The 19,686-nt window shown below is 72.7% G+C and carries 19 protein-coding genes; 11 read left to right on the top strand and 8 right to left on the bottom strand.

Annotated elements, in window-relative coordinates; all coding sequences use genetic code 11:
* Window positions 1–5 precede the first annotated feature (5 nt).
* Genes OJ962_RS30010 through OJ962_RS30000 form a run of 3 tightly spaced genes read right to left on the bottom strand, consistent with a single transcriptional unit; the run spans window position 6 to window position 1,598 of the window.
* Complete coding sequence (locus tag OJ962_RS30010; RefSeq protein ID WP_202956050.1) at window positions 6–365, bottom strand: response regulator; 360 nt, start codon at window positions 363–365, stop codon at window positions 6–8.
* 21 nt (window positions 366–386) lie between these two features.
* Entirely contained in the window at window positions 387–1,136 is a 750-nt protein-coding gene (locus tag OJ962_RS30005; RefSeq protein WP_202956051.1) for a ParA family protein, read from the bottom strand.
* Window positions 1,137–1,598: an FHA domain-containing protein gene (locus OJ962_RS30000; RefSeq protein ID WP_202956052.1), complete on the bottom strand. Its 462-nt coding sequence runs from the start codon at window positions 1,596–1,598 to the stop codon at window positions 1,137–1,139.
* Window positions 1,599–1,694: 96 nt separating this feature from the next.
* Between OJ962_RS30000 and OJ962_RS29995 the strand changes: the two genes are divergently transcribed.
* From OJ962_RS29995 to OJ962_RS29985, 3 genes are read left to right on the top strand one after another with little or no spacing between them, the layout of a single operon-like run.
* Complete coding sequence (locus OJ962_RS29995; protein WP_202956053.1) at window positions 1,695–1,958, top strand: hypothetical protein; 264 nt, start codon at window positions 1,695–1,697, stop codon at window positions 1,956–1,958.
* Between the two features lie 12 nt (window positions 1,959–1,970).
* Window positions 1,971–2,465, top strand: coding sequence for an SRPBCC domain-containing protein (locus OJ962_RS29990; RefSeq protein ID WP_202956054.1), 495 nt, complete (start codon window positions 1,971–1,973; stop codon window positions 2,463–2,465).
* 15 nt (window positions 2,466–2,480) lie between these two features.
* Window positions 2,481–3,020: a hypothetical protein gene (locus tag OJ962_RS29985; RefSeq protein WP_202956055.1), complete on the top strand. Its 540-nt coding sequence runs from the start codon at window positions 2,481–2,483 to the stop codon at window positions 3,018–3,020.
* Here the strand turns inward: OJ962_RS29985 and OJ962_RS29980 are convergent.
* Complete coding sequence (locus OJ962_RS29980; RefSeq protein WP_202956056.1) at window positions 3,017–4,705, bottom strand: penicillin-binding transpeptidase domain-containing protein; 1,689 nt, start codon at window positions 4,703–4,705, stop codon at window positions 3,017–3,019. The genes OJ962_RS29985 and OJ962_RS29980 overlap by 4 nt on opposite strands.
* A gap of 40 nt (window positions 4,706–4,745) precedes the next feature.
* On the opposite strand from OJ962_RS29980, the gene OJ962_RS29975 reads away from it, so the two are divergent.
* Both OJ962_RS29975 and OJ962_RS29970 read left to right on the top strand, forming a co-directional pair.
* On the top strand, window positions 4,746–5,891 hold the full coding sequence (locus OJ962_RS29975; RefSeq protein WP_202956057.1) for a MarP family serine protease: 1,146 nt from the start codon (window positions 4,746–4,748) through the stop codon (window positions 5,889–5,891).
* A 19-nt stretch (window positions 5,892–5,910) separates the two neighbouring features.
* Window positions 5,911–8,139 (top strand): type IA DNA topoisomerase, encoded by a 2,229-nt coding sequence (locus OJ962_RS29970; RefSeq protein WP_202956058.1) that lies wholly within the window; start codon window positions 5,911–5,913, stop codon window positions 8,137–8,139.
* A 67-nt stretch (window positions 8,140–8,206) separates the two neighbouring features.
* Here the strand turns inward: OJ962_RS29970 and OJ962_RS29965 are convergent, their stop codons facing one another.
* Window positions 8,207–8,545 (bottom strand): hypothetical protein, encoded by a 339-nt coding sequence (locus OJ962_RS29965; protein ID WP_202956059.1) that lies wholly within the window; start codon window positions 8,543–8,545, stop codon window positions 8,207–8,209.
* Between the two features lie 175 nt (window positions 8,546–8,720).
* Here OJ962_RS29965 and OJ962_RS29960 point away from each other — a divergent pair, with 175 nt between their 5' ends.
* A complete protein-coding gene (locus OJ962_RS29960) occupies window positions 8,721–12,176 on the top strand; it encodes a PD-(D/E)XK nuclease family protein (RefSeq protein ID WP_202956060.1) in 3,456 nt (1,151 codons plus the stop codon).
* On the top strand, window positions 12,173–15,703 hold the full coding sequence (locus OJ962_RS29955; protein WP_202956061.1) for a UvrD-helicase domain-containing protein: 3,531 nt from the start codon (window positions 12,173–12,175) through the stop codon (window positions 15,701–15,703). The genes OJ962_RS29960 and OJ962_RS29955 overlap by 4 nt, the downstream gene beginning before the upstream one ends.
* On the opposite strand, the gene OJ962_RS29950 is transcribed toward OJ962_RS29955, so the two are convergent.
* Window positions 15,612–16,427, bottom strand: coding sequence for a YihY/virulence factor BrkB family protein (locus OJ962_RS29950; protein WP_270006807.1), 816 nt, complete (start codon window positions 16,425–16,427; stop codon window positions 15,612–15,614). The genes OJ962_RS29955 and OJ962_RS29950 overlap by 92 nt on opposite strands.
* Window positions 16,428–16,588: 161 nt before the next feature.
* On the bottom strand, window positions 16,589–16,762 hold the full coding sequence (locus OJ962_RS29945) for a hypothetical protein (protein WP_270006808.1): 174 nt from the start codon (window positions 16,760–16,762) through the stop codon (window positions 16,589–16,591).
* A gap of 20 nt (window positions 16,763–16,782) precedes the next feature.
* Between OJ962_RS29945 and OJ962_RS29940 the strand changes: the two genes are divergently transcribed.
* The gene (locus OJ962_RS29940; protein WP_270006806.1) at window positions 16,783–17,571 is read left to right on the top strand and encodes an inositol monophosphatase family protein; all 789 of its coding nucleotides are present in this window, start codon (window positions 16,783–16,785) and stop codon (window positions 17,569–17,571) included.
* On the opposite strand, the gene OJ962_RS29935 is transcribed toward OJ962_RS29940, so the two are convergent.
* A complete protein-coding gene (locus tag OJ962_RS29935) occupies window positions 17,564–18,166 on the bottom strand; it encodes an ANTAR domain-containing response regulator (RefSeq protein ID WP_202956064.1) in 603 nt (200 codons plus the stop codon). The two genes, OJ962_RS29940 and OJ962_RS29935, sit on opposite strands and share 8 nt — an antisense overlap.
* 101 nt (window positions 18,167–18,267) lie before the next feature.
* Here OJ962_RS29935 and OJ962_RS29930 point away from each other — a divergent pair, with 101 nt between their 5' ends.
* From OJ962_RS29930 to OJ962_RS29920, 3 genes are all read left to right on the top strand, one after another.
* Window positions 18,268–19,077 (top strand): SigB/SigF/SigG family RNA polymerase sigma factor, encoded by an 810-nt coding sequence (locus OJ962_RS29930; RefSeq protein WP_202956065.1) that lies wholly within the window; start codon window positions 18,268–18,270, stop codon window positions 19,075–19,077.
* 22 nt (window positions 19,078–19,099) lie between these two features.
* On the top strand, window positions 19,100–19,417 hold the full coding sequence (locus OJ962_RS29925) for a pirin family protein (protein ID WP_202956066.1): 318 nt from the start codon (window positions 19,100–19,102) through the stop codon (window positions 19,415–19,417).
* A gap of 2 nt (window positions 19,418–19,419) precedes the next feature.
* Window positions 19,420–19,686: ATP-binding cassette domain-containing protein (locus OJ962_RS29920; protein ID WP_270006803.1), on the top strand; the 267-nt coding region annotated here is incomplete at its 3' end.

Here is a 19,686-nt window from a genome sequence, read left to right as displayed (position 1 = left end):
CGGCGCTAGGCCACGACGGCGCGGATCGCCGCGATCAGCGGCCCATCGTCGTCGCTCTTCTCGAGGTAGGCGTCGGCGCCGTCGCCGAGCGCGCCCTCCTGCATCAACCGGACATAGCCCGAGTACACGATCACCTTCGCCGTGGGCGCCACGGCGCGCACGTCGTTGAGCAGGGCGTCGTCACCCGGCTTGCCGAGCGTGTCCAGCAGCACCACGTCGGCGCGCGCCTCGGGCAGCGCCTTCAAAGCGCCCTCGCCGGTGTGGGCCTGGCCGGCGTGCTCGATGTCCTCGTAATCGGAGAGCCAGAACGCCACGAGGCGGGTGAACGCCTCGGAGTCATCGCAGTGGAACACTCGGATCCCCATGCCGACGCGTCAGTCTAGGGCTTAACCGCGCCCGATACGAGACAGAACCTCGTCGGCGAGCCGGACATAGTCGTCGCCGAGGTCCGGTCGGTAGTCGAGGATGGAAAGCGCTTTCTCCGCGGATTCGGCGTACGCGATCGACGGCCGGATGACGGTCTGGAACACCTTCTCGCCGAACACCTCCTGCAGCTGCGTGTACGCGTCGCGCGAGTGCGTGGTGCGCATGTCCGCGATGTTGAGCAGCACGCCCAGTAGCTCGAGCTCGTCGTTGTAGTACTCCCGCACCTGCTCGATCAGCTCCATCGCTCCGTTCACGCCTTGCAGCGCGAAGTACTGCGCCTCGGAGGAGATCAGCGCGTGATCGGCGGCGACGAGCCCGTTGATGGTCAGCAGGCCGAGCGCCGGCGGGCAGTCGACGAGGATCACGTCGTAACCCTTGCGCGCGTCCTTGAGCGCCTTCTTGAGCACGACCTCGCGACCCATCTTCCCGCTCAGCGCCCGCTCGACCTCGGCGAGGTGGAGCGAGGAGGGGATGATGCCCGGCTCGTGGACCGCCTCCTTGGCCTTCGCGTCGCCCGCGAGAACCTCCGCGACGGTCGGCGTGGCTTCGCGGGGGACGTCGAAGTAGTCCGAGAGGTTGCCCTGCGGGTCCAGGTCGACGGTCAGCACGCTCAGGCCGGCGCGTCCGAACGCGTCGGCGAGGGTGCGGACCGTCGTCGTCTTGCCCGTGCCGCCCTTCAGCGAGAGGACAGCGATGGTGTCGGCGGCCACCTATTCGTGGACGGCGGCCGGTTCGGCGGGGCTCGTGACCTTCGTCGTGTCCATGAAATAGACCGTGTGGCGGCCGATCAGGATCTCGTCGCCGTCAGCCAGCGGACTCCACTCCACCCGCCGGCCGTTGACCTGGATGCCGTTCAGCGAGCGGTCGTCGAGCACGCGGACGCCGTGCTCCTCGACGGCGATCAGGGCGTGGCGGCGCGAGACGGTCGCGTCGTCGAAGCGGATGTCCGCGGCCAGCGAGCGGCCGATCCGCGTCCACTCGCGGCTGACCGGGACGACCTTCACCTCGCCGTCCTGCTCGTAGGCGACGTAGCGCCCGGGCCCGGACAGGCCGGAACGCGCCTCCTGGAGCCATGTGGGCGGCTCGCGGCGTGACGTCTCGAAGCGTTCCGTCGGAGGACCGAACCCCGCAAGGGTGCCGGTGCTCGTGGTGTCGTCGAATCTTGGGTCCATCAACATTTCCTCCCTGGGTCCGACCGACCCCTCCGGTCGGAAGCATAACCCCTTGCAGCAAGCAGGTCCCGAGGCGGGCCCAGCGAAAGCCGCGGCATGTCCCGTCTGACGGCCCTCAAGCCCTTCGGTCCCCCCGAGCTGTCCTTCGTGCGCGCGTCGATGCGGGCGCTCGCGACGGGCCGCCGCGGGTGCGAGCACTGCCACCGCACCCCGCTGCTGGGCGAGACCGTCTACATGTACGGCGAGCGCATGGTGTGCGAGCTCTGCCGGCCGCTGCGCCGCGGCGAGGCGCCCGGCCGCGAGGAGATCGTGCATTCGATCGAGCGCGACCACACCGTGAGGCGCCGTTTCGCTGCGTAAACTGGGCGGGCGATGGACCCCATCACCGCCCACGTCGTCATCGACCGCCCCCGCGAAGAGGTCTTCGAGTACCTCGCGGACATCGCCAACCACCCCGAGTTCACCGACCACTTCATGAAGCAGTGGCGGCTGACGCGGGTCGAGTCCTACGGCCGTGGCGCCGGGGCCCGCTTCAAGCTCGATGCGCCGCTGGACCGCTTCTCCTGGGGCGACATGACGTTCATCGAGGTCCAGCCGCCCTACCGGATCGTGGCCGCCGGACGCGGTGGGAAGTTCAACCGCAACGAGACGTGGACCACATGGACGCTCGCCCCGTCGGGTAGCTCCACGCGCGTGGAAGTCACCACGGAGTCCAAGTCCGCGCTGCCGACGGACAAGTTCATCGAGGCCGTCACCGGCCGCCGCGGCTGGTACAAGCGCCAGCTGCGCAAGGCGCTGAGCCGCATGCAGTCCATCCTCGAGGAGGACATGGACCGCGGAGCACGCGTGACGGTCGGCGGGTTGTAAGGTCCACCGCTCGCCATGCGCCGTCTTCTGATCATCTTCGCCTTCGCCGCCCTGGCGCTCTCCGGGTGCGGTGCGCACGCGTACAACCACGAGGCCGAGACCGAGGGTGAGTACGTGGACGTGGGCAACCTCGTCTACCAGGTCCAGATGTCCCGCTTCCTGAACCCGTCGGATCGCGAGGACCGCGAGTACCTGGCCGGGCTGCCGTCCGGGACGCCGCCGCTCACGTCCGACGAGACCTGGTTCGGCGTCTGGATGCGCGTCAAGAACTACACCAACGAGACGCTGCAGCCGGCCGAGGACATCTTCATCCTGGACACCGATGAGGACCGCTTCGAGCCCGTGGAGCTCCCGGACAGCGCGTTCGCGTACAACCCCGGCCCGCTCGGCGCCGACCAGGTGTACCCGCTGCCGGACACCGCCGCATCGTCCGGCCCGATCCAGGGCTCGCTGATCCTGTTCCGGCTCTCGAACGACTCGCTCCAGAACCGGCCGCTCGTGCTGCACATCGAGCAGCCCGGCTCCGAGCCGTCCGAGATCAGCCTCGATCTCTAGAACGCCGCGTCGAGCACGACGCGCGCGGCGGGGGCGGCGGTGTCGCCCCCGGTGCCCTGTGCCACGAACAGCACCGCCAGCGCGATCTCCGGGTCGCTGTAGGGCGCGAAGGCCACGAACCAGGCGTTGGTGTCGGTCGTGTCGTCCTCGACCGGCGGCGCGTTCGGGTCCACGTCCTCGGGCGGCGGCTCCTCCTTGACGGTCGTGCGCAGCTCCGCCGTGCCCGTCTTGCCCGAGACCTTCACGCCGTCGAGCCCGGCCGCGGTGCCGGTGCCGTCGGTGACGACGCTGCGCATGTAGCTCTTGACCGTGCTGGCGACGCCCTTGGGCAGCACGCGCGTGCCCTGCGCGTCGTCGCCGCGCAGCAGGGTCGGCTTGGGCTTGACGCCGCCGGCCGCGATCGTCGCGCCCACCAGCGCCATCTGCAGCGGCGTCGCGAGCACCTTGCCCTGGCCGATCGCGGATGAGCCGATCGCGAGGTCGTCGCCGATCTCGTCCGGCAGCGGGATCGTCGAGCGCGCCGCGCCGGCGAGCCCGGGCGGCTGGTTGAAACCGAAGGCCTCGGCCGTCTCGACGAGCTTCTGCGCGCCCAGCTTCGCCCCCATTGGCGCGAAGACGCTGTTGCAGGAGTGCGCGAAGGAGTTGCGCAGCGTGCCGCCGCAGAACTCGCCGTTGGCGTTCTGGATGTCGACGCCCTCGATCGTCGCGCGGTCGGTGACCTCGAACGTGTCCGAGCGCTTGACGGCCTTGTGCTGGAGCGCGCCGGCGAGCGTGATGATCTTGAACACGCTGCCGGGCGGCTGCGGCGTGGACTGCGCGATGCCGGCCAGTGCCAGCACCTCGCCCGTCTTGGGCGCGACGGCGGCGATCCCGCCCAGCCGGCCCGCGAGCGCTTCGATCGCGGCGCGCTGGAGCTCCGGGTCGATCGAGGACCGCACGTCGGCGCCGCGGATCGCGGCCTTGCGGGCGAGCACGCGGCCGCCCGCGTAGAGCACGCCGCCGGGCGTGCCGGCCAGGCGCTCGTCGAACTCGCGCTCGAGCCCGGTCAGGCCGACCTGCGCGTCCTTCGGCAGGCCGCGCGCGGCCAGCTCCCGCTTGCGTTCCTCCGGCGCGGGGCCGACGCGACCGGCGATCTCGGAGGCGAGCGGGCCGAGCTCCGACAGACGGTCCGGGCCCTCGGCGAGCGGCTTGCCGTCGCGGGCGAGGATCGACGCGCGCTCGGGCAGCGAGGTCTCGCGCTTGAGCGTCTCGCCCGCGTGCAGGCCGGGGTAGACGAGCTCCGCGCGCCAGTCGACGCCCGGGTCCTGGCCCTCACGCTCGCCGATGGGGACCACGAGGACGCCCCGCAGCGCACCGAAGACCTTCGTGTCCAGCGTGATCGCGACGCGGTTGGTCTGCTCGACCGCGCCGGCGCGGACGCGGGTGAGCGTCAGCGTGTCGGCTGCCCGGCGGTAGGTGCGCTGGAGCCGCTCGTAGGTGGTGCGCTTGCGGGCGTCGTCGGAGAGCAGCGCGTACATGGCGCGGTGGTCGCCGCGCTCCCACGCCTGCGTGAAGGCCGTGACGGTCCGCTTCTCGGGCGGCTCGTAGCTCGCGCCGACGGCGACGCCGCCGACGAGCGCGATCACAGCCGCGGCGGCGAGCGGAGCAAAGCGCTTCGGGCTGGCGATCACGTGCCTACGGGCCATCCAAGTGGACTGTAGGTGTTCGTCAGTACGCTCGGAGGGAGTGACCGGCATCGACTGGCTGATCGTGGGCGTCATCGTGCTGCTGGGCCTCTTCGGCTGGGCGCAGGGATTCGTCGCCGGGGCGCTCGCCCTGCTCGGGTTCGCGGTCGGCGCCTGGCTCGGAACCCGGATCGGGCCGCTCGTGCTCGAAGAGGGTCGGCGCTCGCCGTGGTCGCCCGCGTTCGCCCTGGTGGGCGCGTTGATCGCGGGCATGGTGTTCGCGATCGGCTTCGAGGGCTTGGGGGCGCGATTGCGCGGGCGGGTGCGATCGCCCGCCGCCACCGCCCTCGACGGCTTCCTGGGCTCGGTCCTGACCGCGTGCGTCGGGATCGGGATCGTCTGGGTTCTCGGCGCGCTCGCGCTCGCCAACGGCGGCGACGCCCGGCGCGAGGTCCAGCGCTCCACGATCCTGCAGGCCATCAACACCGTGATGCCGCCGTCCTCGGGGCTGCTGGACACGCTCGCGCGGCTGGATCCGTTCCCGCGCATCGACGGCCCGGAGGCGCGCGTGCCGGCGCCCACGGCGGGGATCGCGCGCGCTGAGGGCGTCCGTGCGGCCGCCGCGTCGGTGGTGAAGATCCTCGGCAACGCGTGCGGGCTGGGGGTCGAGGGCTCGGGCTGGGTCGCGGGCGACGGGCTGGTCGTGACCAACGCGCACGTGATCGCGGGCCAGGAGGACACGCGCGTGTTCGTGCGGGGCCGCGAGCCCGGGCTGGACGCGGTCGCGGTCTCGTTCGATCCCAGGAACGACCTCGCGATCCTGCGCGTGAACGGGCTCGACGCGCCGGCGCTCACCCTGGCCTCGAATCCGCGCTCGGGCACGTCCGCCGCGATCCTCGGCTTCCCCGGCAACGGCCCGTACGACGTGCGCGCGGGGCGCGTGGGGCAGACGCGCGAGGTGATCACCCAGGACGCCTACGGGCAGGGTCCGGTGCGACGCTCGATCACGTCGCTGCGCGGCGCGGTGCGGTCCGGCAACTCGGGTGGCCCGATGGTCGACAAGGACGGCCAGGTGGTCACGACGGTCTTCGCGGCGACAACTTCCGGGCCGCGCGGCGGGTTCGGTGTTCCCAACGCAATCGCGCGTGCCGCCTTGGAACGCGCGCGGGTGTCGAACGGGGTGTCCACGGGTCCGTGCACCGGGTAGCGCTAGTCTCACCCGCCCAGTGAGCAAGACCCTCGTCATCGCCGAGAAGCCGTCCGTCGGACGCGACCTGACCCGGGCGCTGCCCGGCGCCTTCCAGAAGCACGAGGGCTACCTCGAGTCCGAGACGCACGTCATCACGTGGGCCGTCGGGCACCTCGTGCAGCTCGCCGAGCCCGACGAGTACGACGCCAAGTACAAGAAATGGCGCATGGCCGATCTGCCGATCGTGCCGGACCGCTTCAAGCTCGTCGTGCGTGACGAGCGCTCGCGCAAGCAGATGACGGTCATCACGCGGATGCTCAAGCGCGAAGACGTGTCCGACGTCGTGAACGCCTGCGACGCCGGGCGCGAGGGCGAGCTGATCTTCGCCTGGACATTCGAGAAGGCGGGCGCGAAGAAGCCGGTCCGGCGGCTGTGGCTGTCGTCGATGACGGCGAAGGCGATCAAGGACGCGTTCGCGGCGCTGCGGCCGGCGTCCGAGTTCGATCTGCTCGAGCAGGCGGCGCGGTCGCGCTCGGAGGCCGACTGGATCGTGGGCATGAACGCCACGCGCGCGGCGACGATCCGGCTGCGGTCGTCCTTCGACGGCGCCGTGTCGTTGGGGCGCGTGCAGACGCCGACCCTGGCGCTGATCGCGCGGCGCGAGGAGGAGATCCGCGCGTTCGTCCCCGAGCCCTACTGGCTCGTCGACGCGACCTTCGAGACCGTCGACGATCCGCGGCGCTACTCCGGCCGATACCACGCGGGCTCGCAGCCGCGGCTGAAGACCGCTGCCGAGGCGGAGGCGATCGTGGCCGCCGTCCAGGGTGGCCGCGGCGAGATCACCAAGCTCGAGAAGACCAAGCGCAGCGAGAAGCCGCCGCTGCTGTACGACCTGACGTCGCTGCAGCGCGAGGCCAACACGCGCTTCGGGTTCTCCGCCCGCCGGACGCTGGCCGCGGCGCAGCGCTGCTACGAGGAGCACAAGGTCCTCACGTATCCGCGTACCAACTCGCGCTTCTTGCCGACGGACATGATCCCCGAGATCAAGCCGATCGCGGGGATGCTGGGGACGCAGCGCGAGTACGCGCGCGCCTCGGCCTACGTCACCGGGCTCGACGTGCTGCCGCTGGGTCGCGTGATCAACGACGCGAAGGTCACCGACCACCACGCGATCATCCCGACCAACTCCGAGCACAAGCTCGACAAGCTCTCGGATGACGACCGGCGCGTGTACGACATGGTCGCGCGGCGCTTCTTGGCCGTCTTCCATCCCGACGCGGTGTTCGAGAACACGCGGCTGGAGACGGTCGTCGCCGAGCACGTCTTCCGCACGCGCGGCCGCGTGCTGCTCGAGCCGGGCTGGCGCGGCGTGTACGGCGAGGGCCTGGAGGAGCGGGCCGGCGACGACGACGAGGCGCCGGACCAGCAGCTCCCGAAGCTGGTGCAGGGCGAGCAGGCCGACGTCCGCGAGGTCGGCTCCGAGGAGAAGATCACCCAGCCGCCACGGCGCTACTCCGACGCGTCGCTGCTCGGCGCGATGGAGACCGCGGGCAAGCTCGTCGACGACGAGGAGCTGCGCGAGGCCATGAAGGACTCGGGCATCGGCACGCCCGCCACGCGCGCCGCGATCATCGAGCGGCTGATCGACGTCGGGTACGTCGAGCGCGACGGCCGCTCGCTGGTGTGCACCGAGAAGGGCCTGGGCGTGATCCGGCTGCTCGGCGAGCACTCGCTGACGTCGCCGTCGCTGACCGGCGAGTGGGAGCACCGGCTGTCGAAGATCGAGGAGGGCAACGAGGCGCGGTCGAAGTTCATGGCCGACATCGCCGAGTTCGCCAACTCGACCGTGCACGAGCTCGACGAGAAGCTCAAGGACATCAAGATCCCGCGGGCGAACCTCGGGCCCTGCCCGGTCTGCGGCCACGACATCGTCGAGAACCGCAAGGGCTTCTCGTGCTGGTCGCGCGAGGACGCGGGCTGCGGGTTCGTGATCTGGAAGAACAAGGCCGGCAAGACGCTGGCCCCGGCCGTCGCGCGCGAGCTGATCGCCAAGGGCCGGACCGAGAAGCCCGTCACCGGCTTCAAGGGCCGCTCCGGCCGTTCCTTCCGGGCGAAGCTGGCGCTGATGCAGACCGAAGAGGGCAAGTGGCGCGTCGAGTTCGACGAGCCCTGGGCCCGCGAGGGCGCCAAGCCGCCCGAGGGCGAGGAGCCCGCCGCGGCCACCGCGGACGCTCCCGCCGCGTCTTCACCGGCCGAAGCGGCGTAGTCCCCTGCGCGAGTGCTCGATCGGTCAACCGTGGGTTGACCAATCGAGCGTTCGCGGAGCCCTCCCTCTAGGCGTACGGCTCTTCGGGCGCCGGTCGCTGCGGCGCGCGGCGGCGCTCCTCGCGCGGCGCCTCGAGCTCCGCGCGTGCGGCGGTCGGGTGCACGAACGCGTTCCACAGCGCGGAGATCCCCTGCGCCATCGCGACGAGCAGCTCGCCGAACGGGGTGATCGCGCCGTGGCGCGGTTCCTCCTGCGCCGTGAAGGTCTCGACCTCCGGCGGAAGCCCTGGCCCCTCGCCGTGGGTCCACGCCACGTAGAGCTCGTGGCTGCCGACCACGTGCGCCACCTCGGTGGCGAGGGCGACATCCGTGTCAGTGTGAGCGGCGGGGAGGTGCAGGGTCGGCATCACTGCCTCCGGAACAGGGGGTTGAAGCGGACTGCGGAGTGCCAGGGTCGCAACTCTTAACGTCCCTGGCTGTCGTACATCCGTCCAGAGTCAGTTTGATGGCGCATTCAGCGGGGCATGCGGCGCGCCGGCCGTCGGATCGTCCGGTCCACGCGCGACCCTATGGGGCCGAATCGTGCCTCTCACGCTGATCACCGGCCCGGCCAACGCCGCCAAGGCGGGCGCCGTCCTCGAGCGCCTGCGCGCGGCGCTCCCGCACGACCCCGTGCTGGTGGTGCCGACGTCCGCCGACTCGGTGCACTACGCCCGCGAGCTCGCCGGCGCCGGGTTGGTCTTCGGGGCCGAGGTCACGACGTTCCCGTACCTGCTGCGCGACCTCGCGCGCGCCGCGGGGATTCGAACCCGCCCGCTGGGTCGGCTGGCGCGCGCGCAGGTCGTCCGGGCCGCGGTGGCGGACGTCGAGCTGCGCGCGTTGAGCGCCTCCTCGCGCGGGCCGGGCTTCGCCGAGGCGCTCGGGGACCTGTTCGCGGAGCTGCAGCGCTCGCTGGCGACGCCGGCGCGGTTCGGCGCCGCTGTGCGCGCGTGGCGGGACGCGGGCGGGGCGCCGGCCCACGCGGGCGAGCTGGCCGCGCTGTACTCGGCTTACCACGCGCGGCTCGAGGCGTTGGAGACCGTCGACGTCGACGGGCTCAACCACCTCGCGCTCAACAGCGCCCGCGAGGCCTGGGACGGCCGGCCGCTGTTCCTGTACGGCTTCGACGAGCTGCTCCCGACCCAGCTCGACTTCGTCGAGACGCTCGTCCGCCACACCGACACCGAGCTGACCATCGCGGTGACCTACGAGCCCGGCCGCGCGGCGCTGGCCGGCAGCGCGACGACCGTCGAGCTGCTCAAGCCGTTCGCCCGCGAGGTGATCGCGCTGCAGCCCCGCTCCGAGCACTACGCCCAGAGCGCCCGCGCGGCCCTGCACCACCTCGAGCGCGGCCTCTTCGAGCCGAGCCCGCGGCGCGTCGCGCCCAACGGCGCCGTTCGCTTGCTGGAGGCGGGCGGCGAACGCGCCGAAGCCGAGCTCGTCGGCGCCTCCGTGCTCGAGCTGCTGCGCGACGGCATGGCCCCCGAGGACATCGCGGTCCTCGTCCGTGGCCGCCCGGCGAGCGAGCTCTTCGCCCAGGTGTTCGACACCTACGGCATCCCGATCGCCCACGAACGCCGTGTCCCGTTCGCCGAGACCCGCCTCGGCGCGGGCGTCCTCGCCTTCGCCCGCGCCTCCCGTCCGGGCGGGACCGCCCAGGACGTCGTGACCTGGCTGCGCACGCCGGGCAAGCTCGCCCCGGCTGGAACGAGCGCGCCGTGGCCGCACCCGGAGTTCGCGACGCCGCGTCGCGAGGCCGCGCCGCACGCGCCCGGCGACGCCGCCCCGACGCGCACGCCCGGCGGTCTCGCCGCCGCGTCGCCGCTCGCGTCCGACGAGTTCGCCCCCGCGCCGCCGCGCGCGTCCGACGAGTTCGCCGCCGCCCCGCACGGGCCCGGCGATGCCGCCGCGCCCGACGAGTTCGCCGCGCCGCCCCATTCCGACGAGTTCGCCGTGCCGGCGTCGGCCGACGCGGACCCGTACGACGACTTCGAGCGCCCGCCGCTCGAGCTCTTCGAGCCGCCGCCGGGCGGCGACGAGCCGCCGCCGCCCGAAGAGTACGACGAAGCGCCGCCGCGCGAGGCGGTCGCGCCCGAGCCGGACGAGGTCGCGCCGCAGCCGGCCGGCTCGGGGCCTGAGGACGTCGCGCCTCCGCTCGACCTGTTCTGGGCGCTGCCCGGCGATCCCGCGCCGCCCGCCCCCGAGGCCGCGCCGCTCTCGCCGGCCGCCCCCGAGCCGAAGCCGCCCACGGTCGCCCTCGCGATCTCGGCGCCCGAGGCAGCCGTCGAGCCGCCGAGCGCGGGCGCCACCGCGGACCTTGCCGACCGGCTCGAGGTCGCCGTGCGGCGGGCCGAGGCGCGCAGCGCGAACGAGGCGCGGCGGTTGTGGGCGCGGCTCGGTGGGCCGGATCTCGAGGAGCTCGACGCGCTCGCTTCGGCTGAGTCGGTCGAGGCGACGTTGCAGCTGCTCGTGGACGAGGCCGAGGCGATCTGGACGGCGCCGCACACGCGGCGCGCGGACGTGCTCGAGCCGGAGGCGGAGGCGGACGCCCGGGCCGCGCGGGCGCTGAAGTCCGCCGCGCGCGAGCTGACGAAGCTCGCGGCGATCGATCCGGCGCTGGTCGAGGACGTCGTGGGGGCGCTCACCGCGATCGAGGTGCGCGACAGCGAGGCGGCCGAGGGCGCGCCGGGCGTGCTGCTCGCGGACCCGCTGAACATCCGCGCGCGGCGGTTCCGGGCGGTGTTCGTGTGCGGGCTCCAGGAGGGCGAGCTGCCGCAGCGGCCGCAGCCCGAGCCGTTCCTGGACGACTCCGACCGGGCGCAGCTCGCGATGGCCTCGGGGCTCGTGCTGCCGCGCCACGAGGACACGCTGTCTCGCGAGCGGTCCTTGTTCTACGCGTGCGTGTCCCGCCCGGAGGAGGCGCTGTTCCTGTCGTTCCGGACCTCCGACGAGGAGGGCGGGCCGCAGCAGCCGTCGCCGTTCATCGACGACGTCCGCGCGCTCTTCACCGACGAGCTGTGGGAAGGCCGGGGCCGGCGGCTGCTGGCCGAGGTCACGTGGCCGCCCGGGGAGGCGCCGACGCCGCACGAGCTGCGCCGCGCCCAGGCCGCGCGCACGCCCGGCGAGGCGCCGCCGCCGCTCCAGGCGCCCACGTCCGAGCCCGTCCGGCAACTGCTCGCGAGCCGCGATCGCGAGTCCGCGCGCGGGCTGGAGACGTTCGCGGGCTGCCCGGTGAAGTGGCTCGTCGAGCACGTCCTCAAGCCCGCGCCCGTGGATCCGGACCCGGAGGCGATGCGCCGTGGCTCGCTCGGCCACGCGGTGCTGGAGCGCACGCTGCGCGGCCTGCTCACGCGCACCGGCTCCGCCCGCCTCACGCCCGACACCGAGGAGGAAGCCCTCACCGAGCTGCACACCGCGATCACCGAGCTGATCGCCGCCGCCCGCACGCTGCCGGCCCGCGCCGCCGCGCGCGCGCTCCAAGTGGACCTCGAGCGCTACATCCGGCACGAGTGCGCGACCGGCGCCGGCTACGAGCCCGTCCAGCTCGAGTGGAGCTTCGACGCCTACATGCTCGACGGCGTCGCCGTGTCCGGCCGCGTGGACCGCGTCGACACGAGCGGCAGCAAGGCGATCATCCGCGACTACAAGGGCAAGACCGTGCACCCCGGCGCCAAGTGGGCCGAGGACGGCAAGATCCAGGCCGCGCTGTACGCGCTCGCCGTGCGCGAGCAGCTCAACGTCAAGGTCGTCGGCGCGCTCTACCAGCCGATCGGCACCGCGGACCAGCGCCCGCGCGGGATCGTCCGCGACGACGTCCCCGGCCGCTACGTCAACGGCGACGTGAGCGACCAGCAGACGCTGGAGGAGCGCCTGGAGGAGTCGCGCGCGATCGCCGCCCAGGCCGCCGCCGATCTGCGCGCCGCCCGCATCAAGCCCTGCCCCGACCGCTGCGGGTACCAGGGCGGCTGCGCCCACCCCGGAATCTGCCGAGCGCTATGAGCCCGCGCCCGAACTTCACCCACGAGCAGCTCGCGGCGATCGAGGCCCGCACGGGCTCGTCCCTGCTCGCCGCCAACGCGGGCTCGGGCAAGACCGCCGTGATGGTCGAGCGGATCGCCGCCGCGATCCAGGTCGACGGCGTCCCCGTCAACGCGATCCTCGCGCTCACCTTCACCGAGAAGGCCGCGGGCGAGCTCGCCGAGCGCCTGCGCCGCCGCCTCACCGAGCTCGGCGAAGCCGACAGCGCCCGCGCCGTCGACGGCGCCTGGATCGGCACCATCCACGGCTTCTGCGCGCGTCTGCTGCGCTCCCAACCGCTCGCGGCCGGCTTGGACCCGCGCTTCGAAGTGATGGAGGAGACCGCCGCCGAGCGCCTCGCGAACGCCGCCTACGACGACGCCCTCGAAGTCTGGGGCCGCATCCACGGCGCCGCCGCCATCGACCTCGCCGCCTCCTACGGCCCCAACCTGCGCGACCTCATCCGGGGCACCTACTCGACCCTGCGCGCCCGCGGCCACGCCCGTCCGCGCGTGCAGATCCCGCCCCGCACCACGGCGCCGGACGCGTCCGCGCTGGCCGCGGCGGGGGAAGTGGCGCTGCGCGAGCTCGCCCGCGCCGGCGACGGCGTGCGCGTCGCGGCCGGGAGAACCGCGCTGGCGGAGTGCGCGCGCCTCGCCCGGCTCGAGGACGTGCCGTGGCCGGGCGAGCTCAACGTGGCCGAGCTCAAGGGCGGCGCCCGCGCCCTCCAGTCGGACGCCTGCGAGGCCTATCGGGAGGTCTGGGCCGAGTACCGCGGCGCCTGCGCCGAGTACCACGCGCACACCGCGCTCACGCTGATCGACAGCCTGCTCGACCGCTACGGCCGCACGTTCGAGCAGGCCAAGCTCGAACGCGCCGCGGTCGACTTCGAGGACCTCGAGCTGCGCGCCCGCGACCTGCTCGAGGACGCGCCGACGCGGGAGCGCTGGGCGGAGCGCTTCCGGCTGATCATGATCGACGAGTTCCAGGACACGAACGCGGTCCAGCTCGAGATCCTCGAGCACCTCGAGCGCGACAACCTGTTCGCGGTCGGGGACGAGTTCCAGTCGATCTACCGCTTCCGACACGCGGACGTCGGCATCTTCCGCCGCCGCGCCCAGGGCGTCGTGCGGCGCCTGAACGTGAACTTCCGCTCCAAGGAGGAGCTGCTGGACGTGCTGAACACGGCGTTCGCGCCCGAGTTCGGCGAGCGCTTCGCGCCGCTGCGGGCCGGTCGCAAGGAGCCGGCGCCGATGGACGACGACGGCGCCCTGCGCCTGTTCAGCCTGGATCCGCCGACGGACCCGCCCGTCGAGCTGCTGATCACGGACACGAACGGCTGGGACGAGCTGGAACCGCGCCTCGGCCTCGCGGGCGGCGGCGACCAGCCGTGGCGCCGCGCCGAGGCCCGCGCGATCGCGCACCGTCTGCGCACCGAGGTCGAGGGCGGCCGCCGCGCCGGCGACATCGTCGTCCTCGTCCGCGCGACTTCGTCGCTCAGACTGCTCGAGGAGGCGTTGGAGGAACAGGGCCTGCCGACCTACGTCGTCGGCGGCCGCGGCTACTGGTCCCAGGAGCAGGTCCGCGACGGCCTCGCCTGGCTGCGCGTGCTCGCGAACCCGCACGACGAAGAAGCGCTGCTCACGGTGCTCAGCTCGCCGTTCTGCGACGCCGACTCGGACGCGCTGGTGCTGCTGGCCGAGGACGGCCGCGCCCGCGGCTCGATGTGGGCCGCGCTCCAGCGTGGAGAAGGAGCGTGGGCGGCCGTGCCGGGCGGGGCGCGGCTCGCAGAGCTCGCGCGGCTGATCGCGTCCGAGCGCGAGCACGCCGAGCGCGCGCCGCTCGAGGTCCTGCTCGAGCGGGCGATCGTCGCGACCGGCTACGACCTCGCCACGCTCGCCCGCCCCGGCGGGGACCGCCGGCTCGCGAACCTGCGCAAGCTCATGCGGCTCGCGGGCGAGTACGAGCGCGCGGAGGGCCGCGACCTGCGCGGCTTCCTCGCCGACGCCCAGCAGCGCGACCTCGCCGAGGCGCGCGAGGGCGAGGCGGCGCTCGAGTCCGAGGGCCTGGACGCCATCCGCCTGATGACGATCCACCGCGCGAAGGGCCTCGAGTTCCCCGTCGTGGCGGTGGTCGACCTCGGCCGCCAGTCCGGTGGGCGCCGCCCCCAGCTGCTCGTCGGCGCCGATCACACCGCCGGCCTGCGGCTCGCGCCGCTCGGGGGCGGCGACACGATTCCGACCCAGGCCTGGGAGCAGCTCGCCGCCCAGGACGCCGAAGCCGATGCCGAGGAGGAGCGCCGGCTCTTCTACGTCGCGATGACCCGCGCCCGCGAGCTGCTCATCCTGAGCGGCGGCACCGACACCGCGAAGTGGCCCGCGCCGCGCAACGGCGGCCCGCCGATCGACTGGATCGTCCGCGCGCTCACGCCGACCCTCCAGCTCCCGGACATCCTCGAACGCACCTGGGAAGGCCGCCCCGCCCGCCTCAAGACGCGCACGATCACGCCCGAGACGCTCCCGCCGGAAGCGCTCGAGTCACGCCCCCGCACCCAGCAGCACGCCCAGCCGACCGCGCTGCCGAGCGTCCCCGCGAAGGTCACGCCCACCTTCCAGCGCGGCCGCCCCGCGCCGCAGCGCCTCTCCTACAGCCAGCTCAGCGACTACGCGAAGTGCGGGTACCGCTTCTACCTCAAGCGCGTCCTGAACCTCCCCAGCGTCGAGCCGCCCCCGCCGCTCGACCAGCCCCACGAGGAGCTGCCCGCCGGCATCGACCCGCTCACCCGCGGCAGCCTCGTGCACGCCGCGCTCGAGGATCTCGACTTCGACGACCCCAAGGCGCCTTCGGAGGAAGCGGTCCGCGCGCTCGCGAGGGACATCGAGCTCAGCGACGAGGAAGTGGGCGAAATCCAGGACTTCGTGCACGCCTTCGCCCGCTCGCCGCTCTGCCAGCGCCTCACGAACGCGACCCGCGTCACGCGCGAGGCGGGTTTCCACTTCGCCATGGACCCCGACGGCTCGGGCCCGCTCGTGCGCGGCTTCGTCGACGTGCTGGCGATCGAGCCCGATGGCACGCACCTGGTCGTCGACTACAAAACCGACCACGTCCCCGAAGAGGACACACCGCAGGACTACATCGCCCGCAACTACGAGACCCAGCGCCTCGTGTACGCGCTCGCCGCGCTGAGGGCGGGGGCCCAGCGCGTCGAGGTCGCGTACTGCCTGCTTGAGCGCCCGGACGAGCCGCTCACGACGACGTTCACCGCCCAGGACGCGCCGGACGTCGTCGCGCGCATCAACGAGCTCGCGCGTGGCATCCTCACGCACGAGTATCCGGTCACGCCGTTCCCACACCGCGAGCTGTGCGGCACCTGCCCGGGCCGCACCAAGCTGTGCAGCTACACCCCGGACCTCACGCTCAGGCCTCCGCCGGCTCCTTGGCCGGGAGCACCGGTCCGTCGTACGCCTCCGGCAGGTACTTCGCCCGTCGCAGCCCCACAACCGCGTTGAGCTCGGCGCCGAACAGCAGCGCGATGTTCGTGACCCACAGCCACACGAGCAGGATCACCGCACCGGCGAAGGCGCCGTAGGTGGCGCTGTAGGAGGAGAAGTTCGAGACGTAGAGGAAGAACAGCCCGGACGCGAGGATCCACAGGGTGACGCCGGTGACCGCGCCGGGCGTGATCCACTTGAACTGGCGCACCTCGACGTTGGGCGCCGCGTAGTAGACGACCGCGTACACGAGCATCGCCACCGCCAGGGCCGCGGGCCAGCGCGCGATCCGCCACACCATCGCCGCGCTCTCGCCGAGCCCGATCGTGTCGAACACGTCGGTGGCGACCCCGCCGCCGAGGAAGATCAGCACGAACGTGACGAGCACCAGCGCCATCACGACGAGCGTCCACATCAGGTCCAGCGCCTTGTGCTTGACGAAGCCGCGCCCCTCTTGGACGCGGAAGATCTTGTTCAGCGCGCGTCCCGCGGCGCCGAACGCGCCGGACGCGCCGTTGAGCGCGGTGGCGAGGCCGATGATCAGGGCCACGATCGCGGTACCGCGCTGCTCCTGGGCGGCTTCGAGCGCGCCCGTGACCGCGTCGACGGTGTTCGCGGGTGCGCCCGCCTCCTGGAGATAGTCGGCGGCGTCGGTGATCAGGCCCTGCTGGCCGAAGACGCCGAGCAGCGCGGCGCAGAACAACAGCGCGGGAAACAGCGACAGCAGCGAGTAGTACGTCAGCGCCGCCGCGTTGTCGGTGATCTCGTCCTTGCGGAAGCGCGCGAAGGCGCGCTTGAAGTCACCGCCCTCGAGCGGAGGACCGGCGGAGCGGCCGTCGGTGACGGCCGCTGAAGAGCGGGGGGTCCGGGGGGCGGCAGCCCCCCGGTCGTTGTCCGATGGGCTCAGACGCCCCGCCTTCCTCCGAAGCGGCTGCCGAGGCCGTAACCGCCGGACGGGATGCCCGCGAGCAGGACCAGGATCGCGGCGACGATGGCCACGATGGACGGCAAGCCCAGAGCCACGCACAGCGCGTAGACAAGAGCGGCCAGCAGGACAGCGATCAGAATGCCAATCACGTCGTTCCCCTTCCCAACGAATTGAACGTAGCCCTCCTATTCCCGCGCAACCGACACACCAATCCGACCTGTCAGTAGCGGTTGCCGCCGTGCAGGCGGCGACCCACGCGGCCGAGGCCGCTCGCGGCGCGCCCCTGCGGGCGCGGGCGAAGAGCGTCGCCGCCGACCTGGTCACCGACGCCGACGCCCAGGCCGAGCACGCCGCCGCGACGGTCATCCGCACAGCCCGCCCCGACGACGCGATCGTCGGGGAGGAGGGCACCAGCGACGACGGCAGCACCAGCCGGCGCTGGTACATCGACGGCATCGACGGCACCGTCGCGTTCGCCAACCGCCTCCCGGGCGGCTGGTGCAGCGCGGTCGCGCTCGCCGACGAGCACGGCCCGCTCGCGGCCGCCGTGCACGACCCGCTGGGCGAGCTCTACGCCGCCGCTCGCGGGGAGGGAGCCACGTGCAACGGCCAGCCGCTCCAGGTCCGCACCGGCCGCGCGCTCGACGAGGCCCACGTCGCGCTGTTCCTGCGCCAGGACCGCCTCGTGCTGCCCGGCGTGCGCGCCAACGGCCACGCGATCCTCGACCGCACCGGCCTGCTCCGCCACGCCGGCCCGGGCTCGCTCGAGCTGGCCTGGGTCGCGGCCGGGCGGCTCGACGCCTGGGTCCAGCCGGAGACCGACCCGTGGGACTGGCTGCCGGGCGAGCTGCTGGTCACCGAAGCGGGCGGGAAGACGCTCGTCACCCAGCGGGACGCCCGCTGGCACATCGCCGGCGCGTCATCGCTGGTTGACGCGCTGTCGCAAATGCTCAGTTAGGCGGAAGCAGCGCGTGCCCGTCCAACACGGTCTGGGCGACGTCGAAGACGCGTCGCCCGCTCGACCGCGCGTGGTCGCGCAGCAGCTCGAAGGCGGCGCGCTCGCCGACCCGGTGGCGCTCCATCAGGATCCCTTTGGCCCGCTCGATGATCACGCGGCGGTCCAGCGCCGACTCCAACTGCGCCACCTTCTCGCTGAGGCGCTGCTCCTCGCGATGGCGCCGCACCGCTACGTCGATCGCGCCCTGGAGGTCGTCCGGCGCCCACGAGTCGACGTACCCCATGATGCCCATGTCGGCCGCGCGGGCGATCGTCTCGGGCGACTCAGCCTTGCGCACGCTCACCAGCACGGGCCCCGACGCATACGACACGGTCTCCGCGATCAGCGCCAGCCCGTGCTCGTCGTCGCCGTCGAGCACCACGAACGCCAAGTCGGGATCCTCGCGCGCGATCAGCTCGGTGGCCTCGGCGACGGAGACGGCGAACGGCGTCACCTCGTGCCCGAGATGGTCGAGGACGTCGCCGAGCGCGCGCAGATCCTCCTTGCGTTCGTTCGCGAGAAGGATCCGGAGGTTGCGTTCGCTCGTAGTGGTCATGTTGCTAACGGTCTTCTACACTTTTCCGCCCGGCCGTGACCCCCGCCGGATGGACTCTCGTGCCCCAGCACCCCGGCGCGAACCTCCGCTACTGAACGGCTTTGGGACAACTCGACGACGCAGTCTCCGCGGGCGCGAACGCACCGCGAGCATACTCAGCCGATGGCGAAACTCGCGCGGCGCGAACGCGTGCCGACCGCGCGCTGCTCGAGCGCGCGCACAACGGCGACCAGCAGGCGCGCGCGCAGCTCGTGGACCGCTTCCTGCCGCTCGCCCGTCAGCTGGCACGCCGCTATCAGCGCGGCGGTGAGCCGCTCGACGACCTGATCCAGGTCGCCAGCCTGGGCCTGTTGAAGGCGATCGACCGCTTCGACCCGTCCCGCGAGACGGCGTTCTCCAGCTTCGCCGTCCCGACCATCCTCGGCGAGCTCAAGCGCCACTTCCGCGACAAGGGCTGGTCGGTCCGCGTCCCGCGCGACCTGCAGGAGCTCGCGGTCAAGCTCGAGCCGGTGGGGGAGGAGCTCGCGCGCGAGCTGGGCCGCGCCGCGACGCCCGCCGAGATCGCCCAGCGCACGGGCAGCACGGTCGAGCAGGTGCTCGAAGCGCGCGAGGCCGCCGCGGCCTACCGCGCGGTGAGCCTGGACCGCCCGCGCGAGGACGACGAGGAGGGCGACGGCCTGGGCGTCTCGTTCGGCATCGAGGATCAGGGCTTCAGCCTCGCCGAGGACTCGGCCACGATCGAGCGCCTGATGCGCGTGCTCAACGATCGCGAGCGCGAGATCCTGCGCCTGCGCTTCGCCGAGGATCTCACGCAGGCCGAGATCGGCGCGCGCGTCGGCGTGTCCCAGATGCATGTCAGCCGCATCATCCGCCAGGCGATCAACCGCCTGCGCGACGCTGCTGAAGCCTGAGCATCGGGGTAGGCTCCGCCGCATGGAGCACTGGGACCTGAAGACGCTCGAAGTTCAGCCGCATCAGCCGAAGATCCTGCACTCGGCGCGAGGCGAGGCGCGGTCGATCCTGATCAACCTGCCTGCAGGCGAAGAGCTCCAGGAGCACGAGGTCCACGAGCGCGCGTATGTGGTCGTCATCGACGGCGAGGTGGACCTGGCCGGCGAGACGGGCGGTCCCGGGCTCGCGGCGGTGTTCGACCCGCACGAGCGGCACGCCGTCAAGGCCAACACGGACGCGCGCTTGCTGCTCGTGCTCGCACCTTGGCCCGGCGACGGGCACCCCGGCGCACGCGACTAGTCATGGCCGAGATCCGCTTCGAGAACGTCTGGAAGCGCTACCCCGACGGCTTCGAGGCCGTCAAGGACATGAACCTCGAGATCGGCGACGGGGAGTTCATGATCCTCGTCGGCCCGTCCGGGTGCGGGAAGTCGACCGCGTTGCGTATGGTCGCCGGCCTGGAGGAGATCACGGACGGCGACCTGATCATCGGCGGCACGCGCGTGAACGAGTTGGCGCCGCGGGATCGCGACATCGCGATGGTCTTTCAGAACTACGCGCTGTATCCG

Source organism: Solirubrobacter deserti, assembly GCF_027587175.1.
Taxonomy (GTDB): Bacteria; Actinomycetota; Thermoleophilia; order Solirubrobacterales; family Solirubrobacteraceae; genus Solirubrobacter; species Solirubrobacter deserti.
Note: the sequence above shows the minus strand (reverse complement) of the source record. Positions and strands in the feature narration are given on the sequence as shown.

Excerpts from the sequence above, each read along its gene's own strand:
- OJ962_RS30010 (WP_202956050.1), bottom strand. The coding sequence starts at position 365 with ATGGGGATCCGAGTGTTCCACTGCGATGACTCCGAGGCGTTCACCCGC.
- OJ962_RS30000 (WP_202956052.1), bottom strand. The coding sequence starts at position 1,598 with ATGGACCCAAGATTCGACGACACCACGAGCACCGGCACCCTTGCGGGG.
- OJ962_RS29995 (WP_202956053.1), top strand. The coding sequence starts at position 1,695 with ATGTCCCGTCTGACGGCCCTCAAGCCCTTCGGTCCCCCCGAGCTGTCC.
- OJ962_RS29990 (WP_202956054.1), top strand. The coding sequence starts at position 1,971 with ATGGACCCCATCACCGCCCACGTCGTCATCGACCGCCCCCGCGAAGAG.
- OJ962_RS29985 (WP_202956055.1), top strand. The coding sequence starts at position 2,481 with ATGCGCCGTCTTCTGATCATCTTCGCCTTCGCCGCCCTGGCGCTCTCC.
- OJ962_RS29980 (WP_202956056.1), bottom strand. The coding sequence starts at position 4,705 with ATGGCCCGTAGGCACGTGATCGCCAGCCCGAAGCGCTTTGCTCCGCTC.
- OJ962_RS29965 (WP_202956059.1), bottom strand. The coding sequence starts at position 8,545 with ATGCCGACCCTGCACCTCCCCGCCGCTCACACTGACACGGATGTCGCC.
- OJ962_RS29955 (WP_202956061.1), top strand. The coding sequence starts at position 12,173 with ATGAGCCCGCGCCCGAACTTCACCCACGAGCAGCTCGCGGCGATCGAG.
- OJ962_RS29935 (WP_202956064.1), bottom strand. The coding sequence starts at position 18,166 with ATGACCACTACGAGCGAACGCAACCTCCGGATCCTTCTCGCGAACGAA.
- OJ962_RS29925 (WP_202956066.1), top strand. The coding sequence starts at position 19,100 with ATGGAGCACTGGGACCTGAAGACGCTCGAAGTTCAGCCGCATCAGCCG.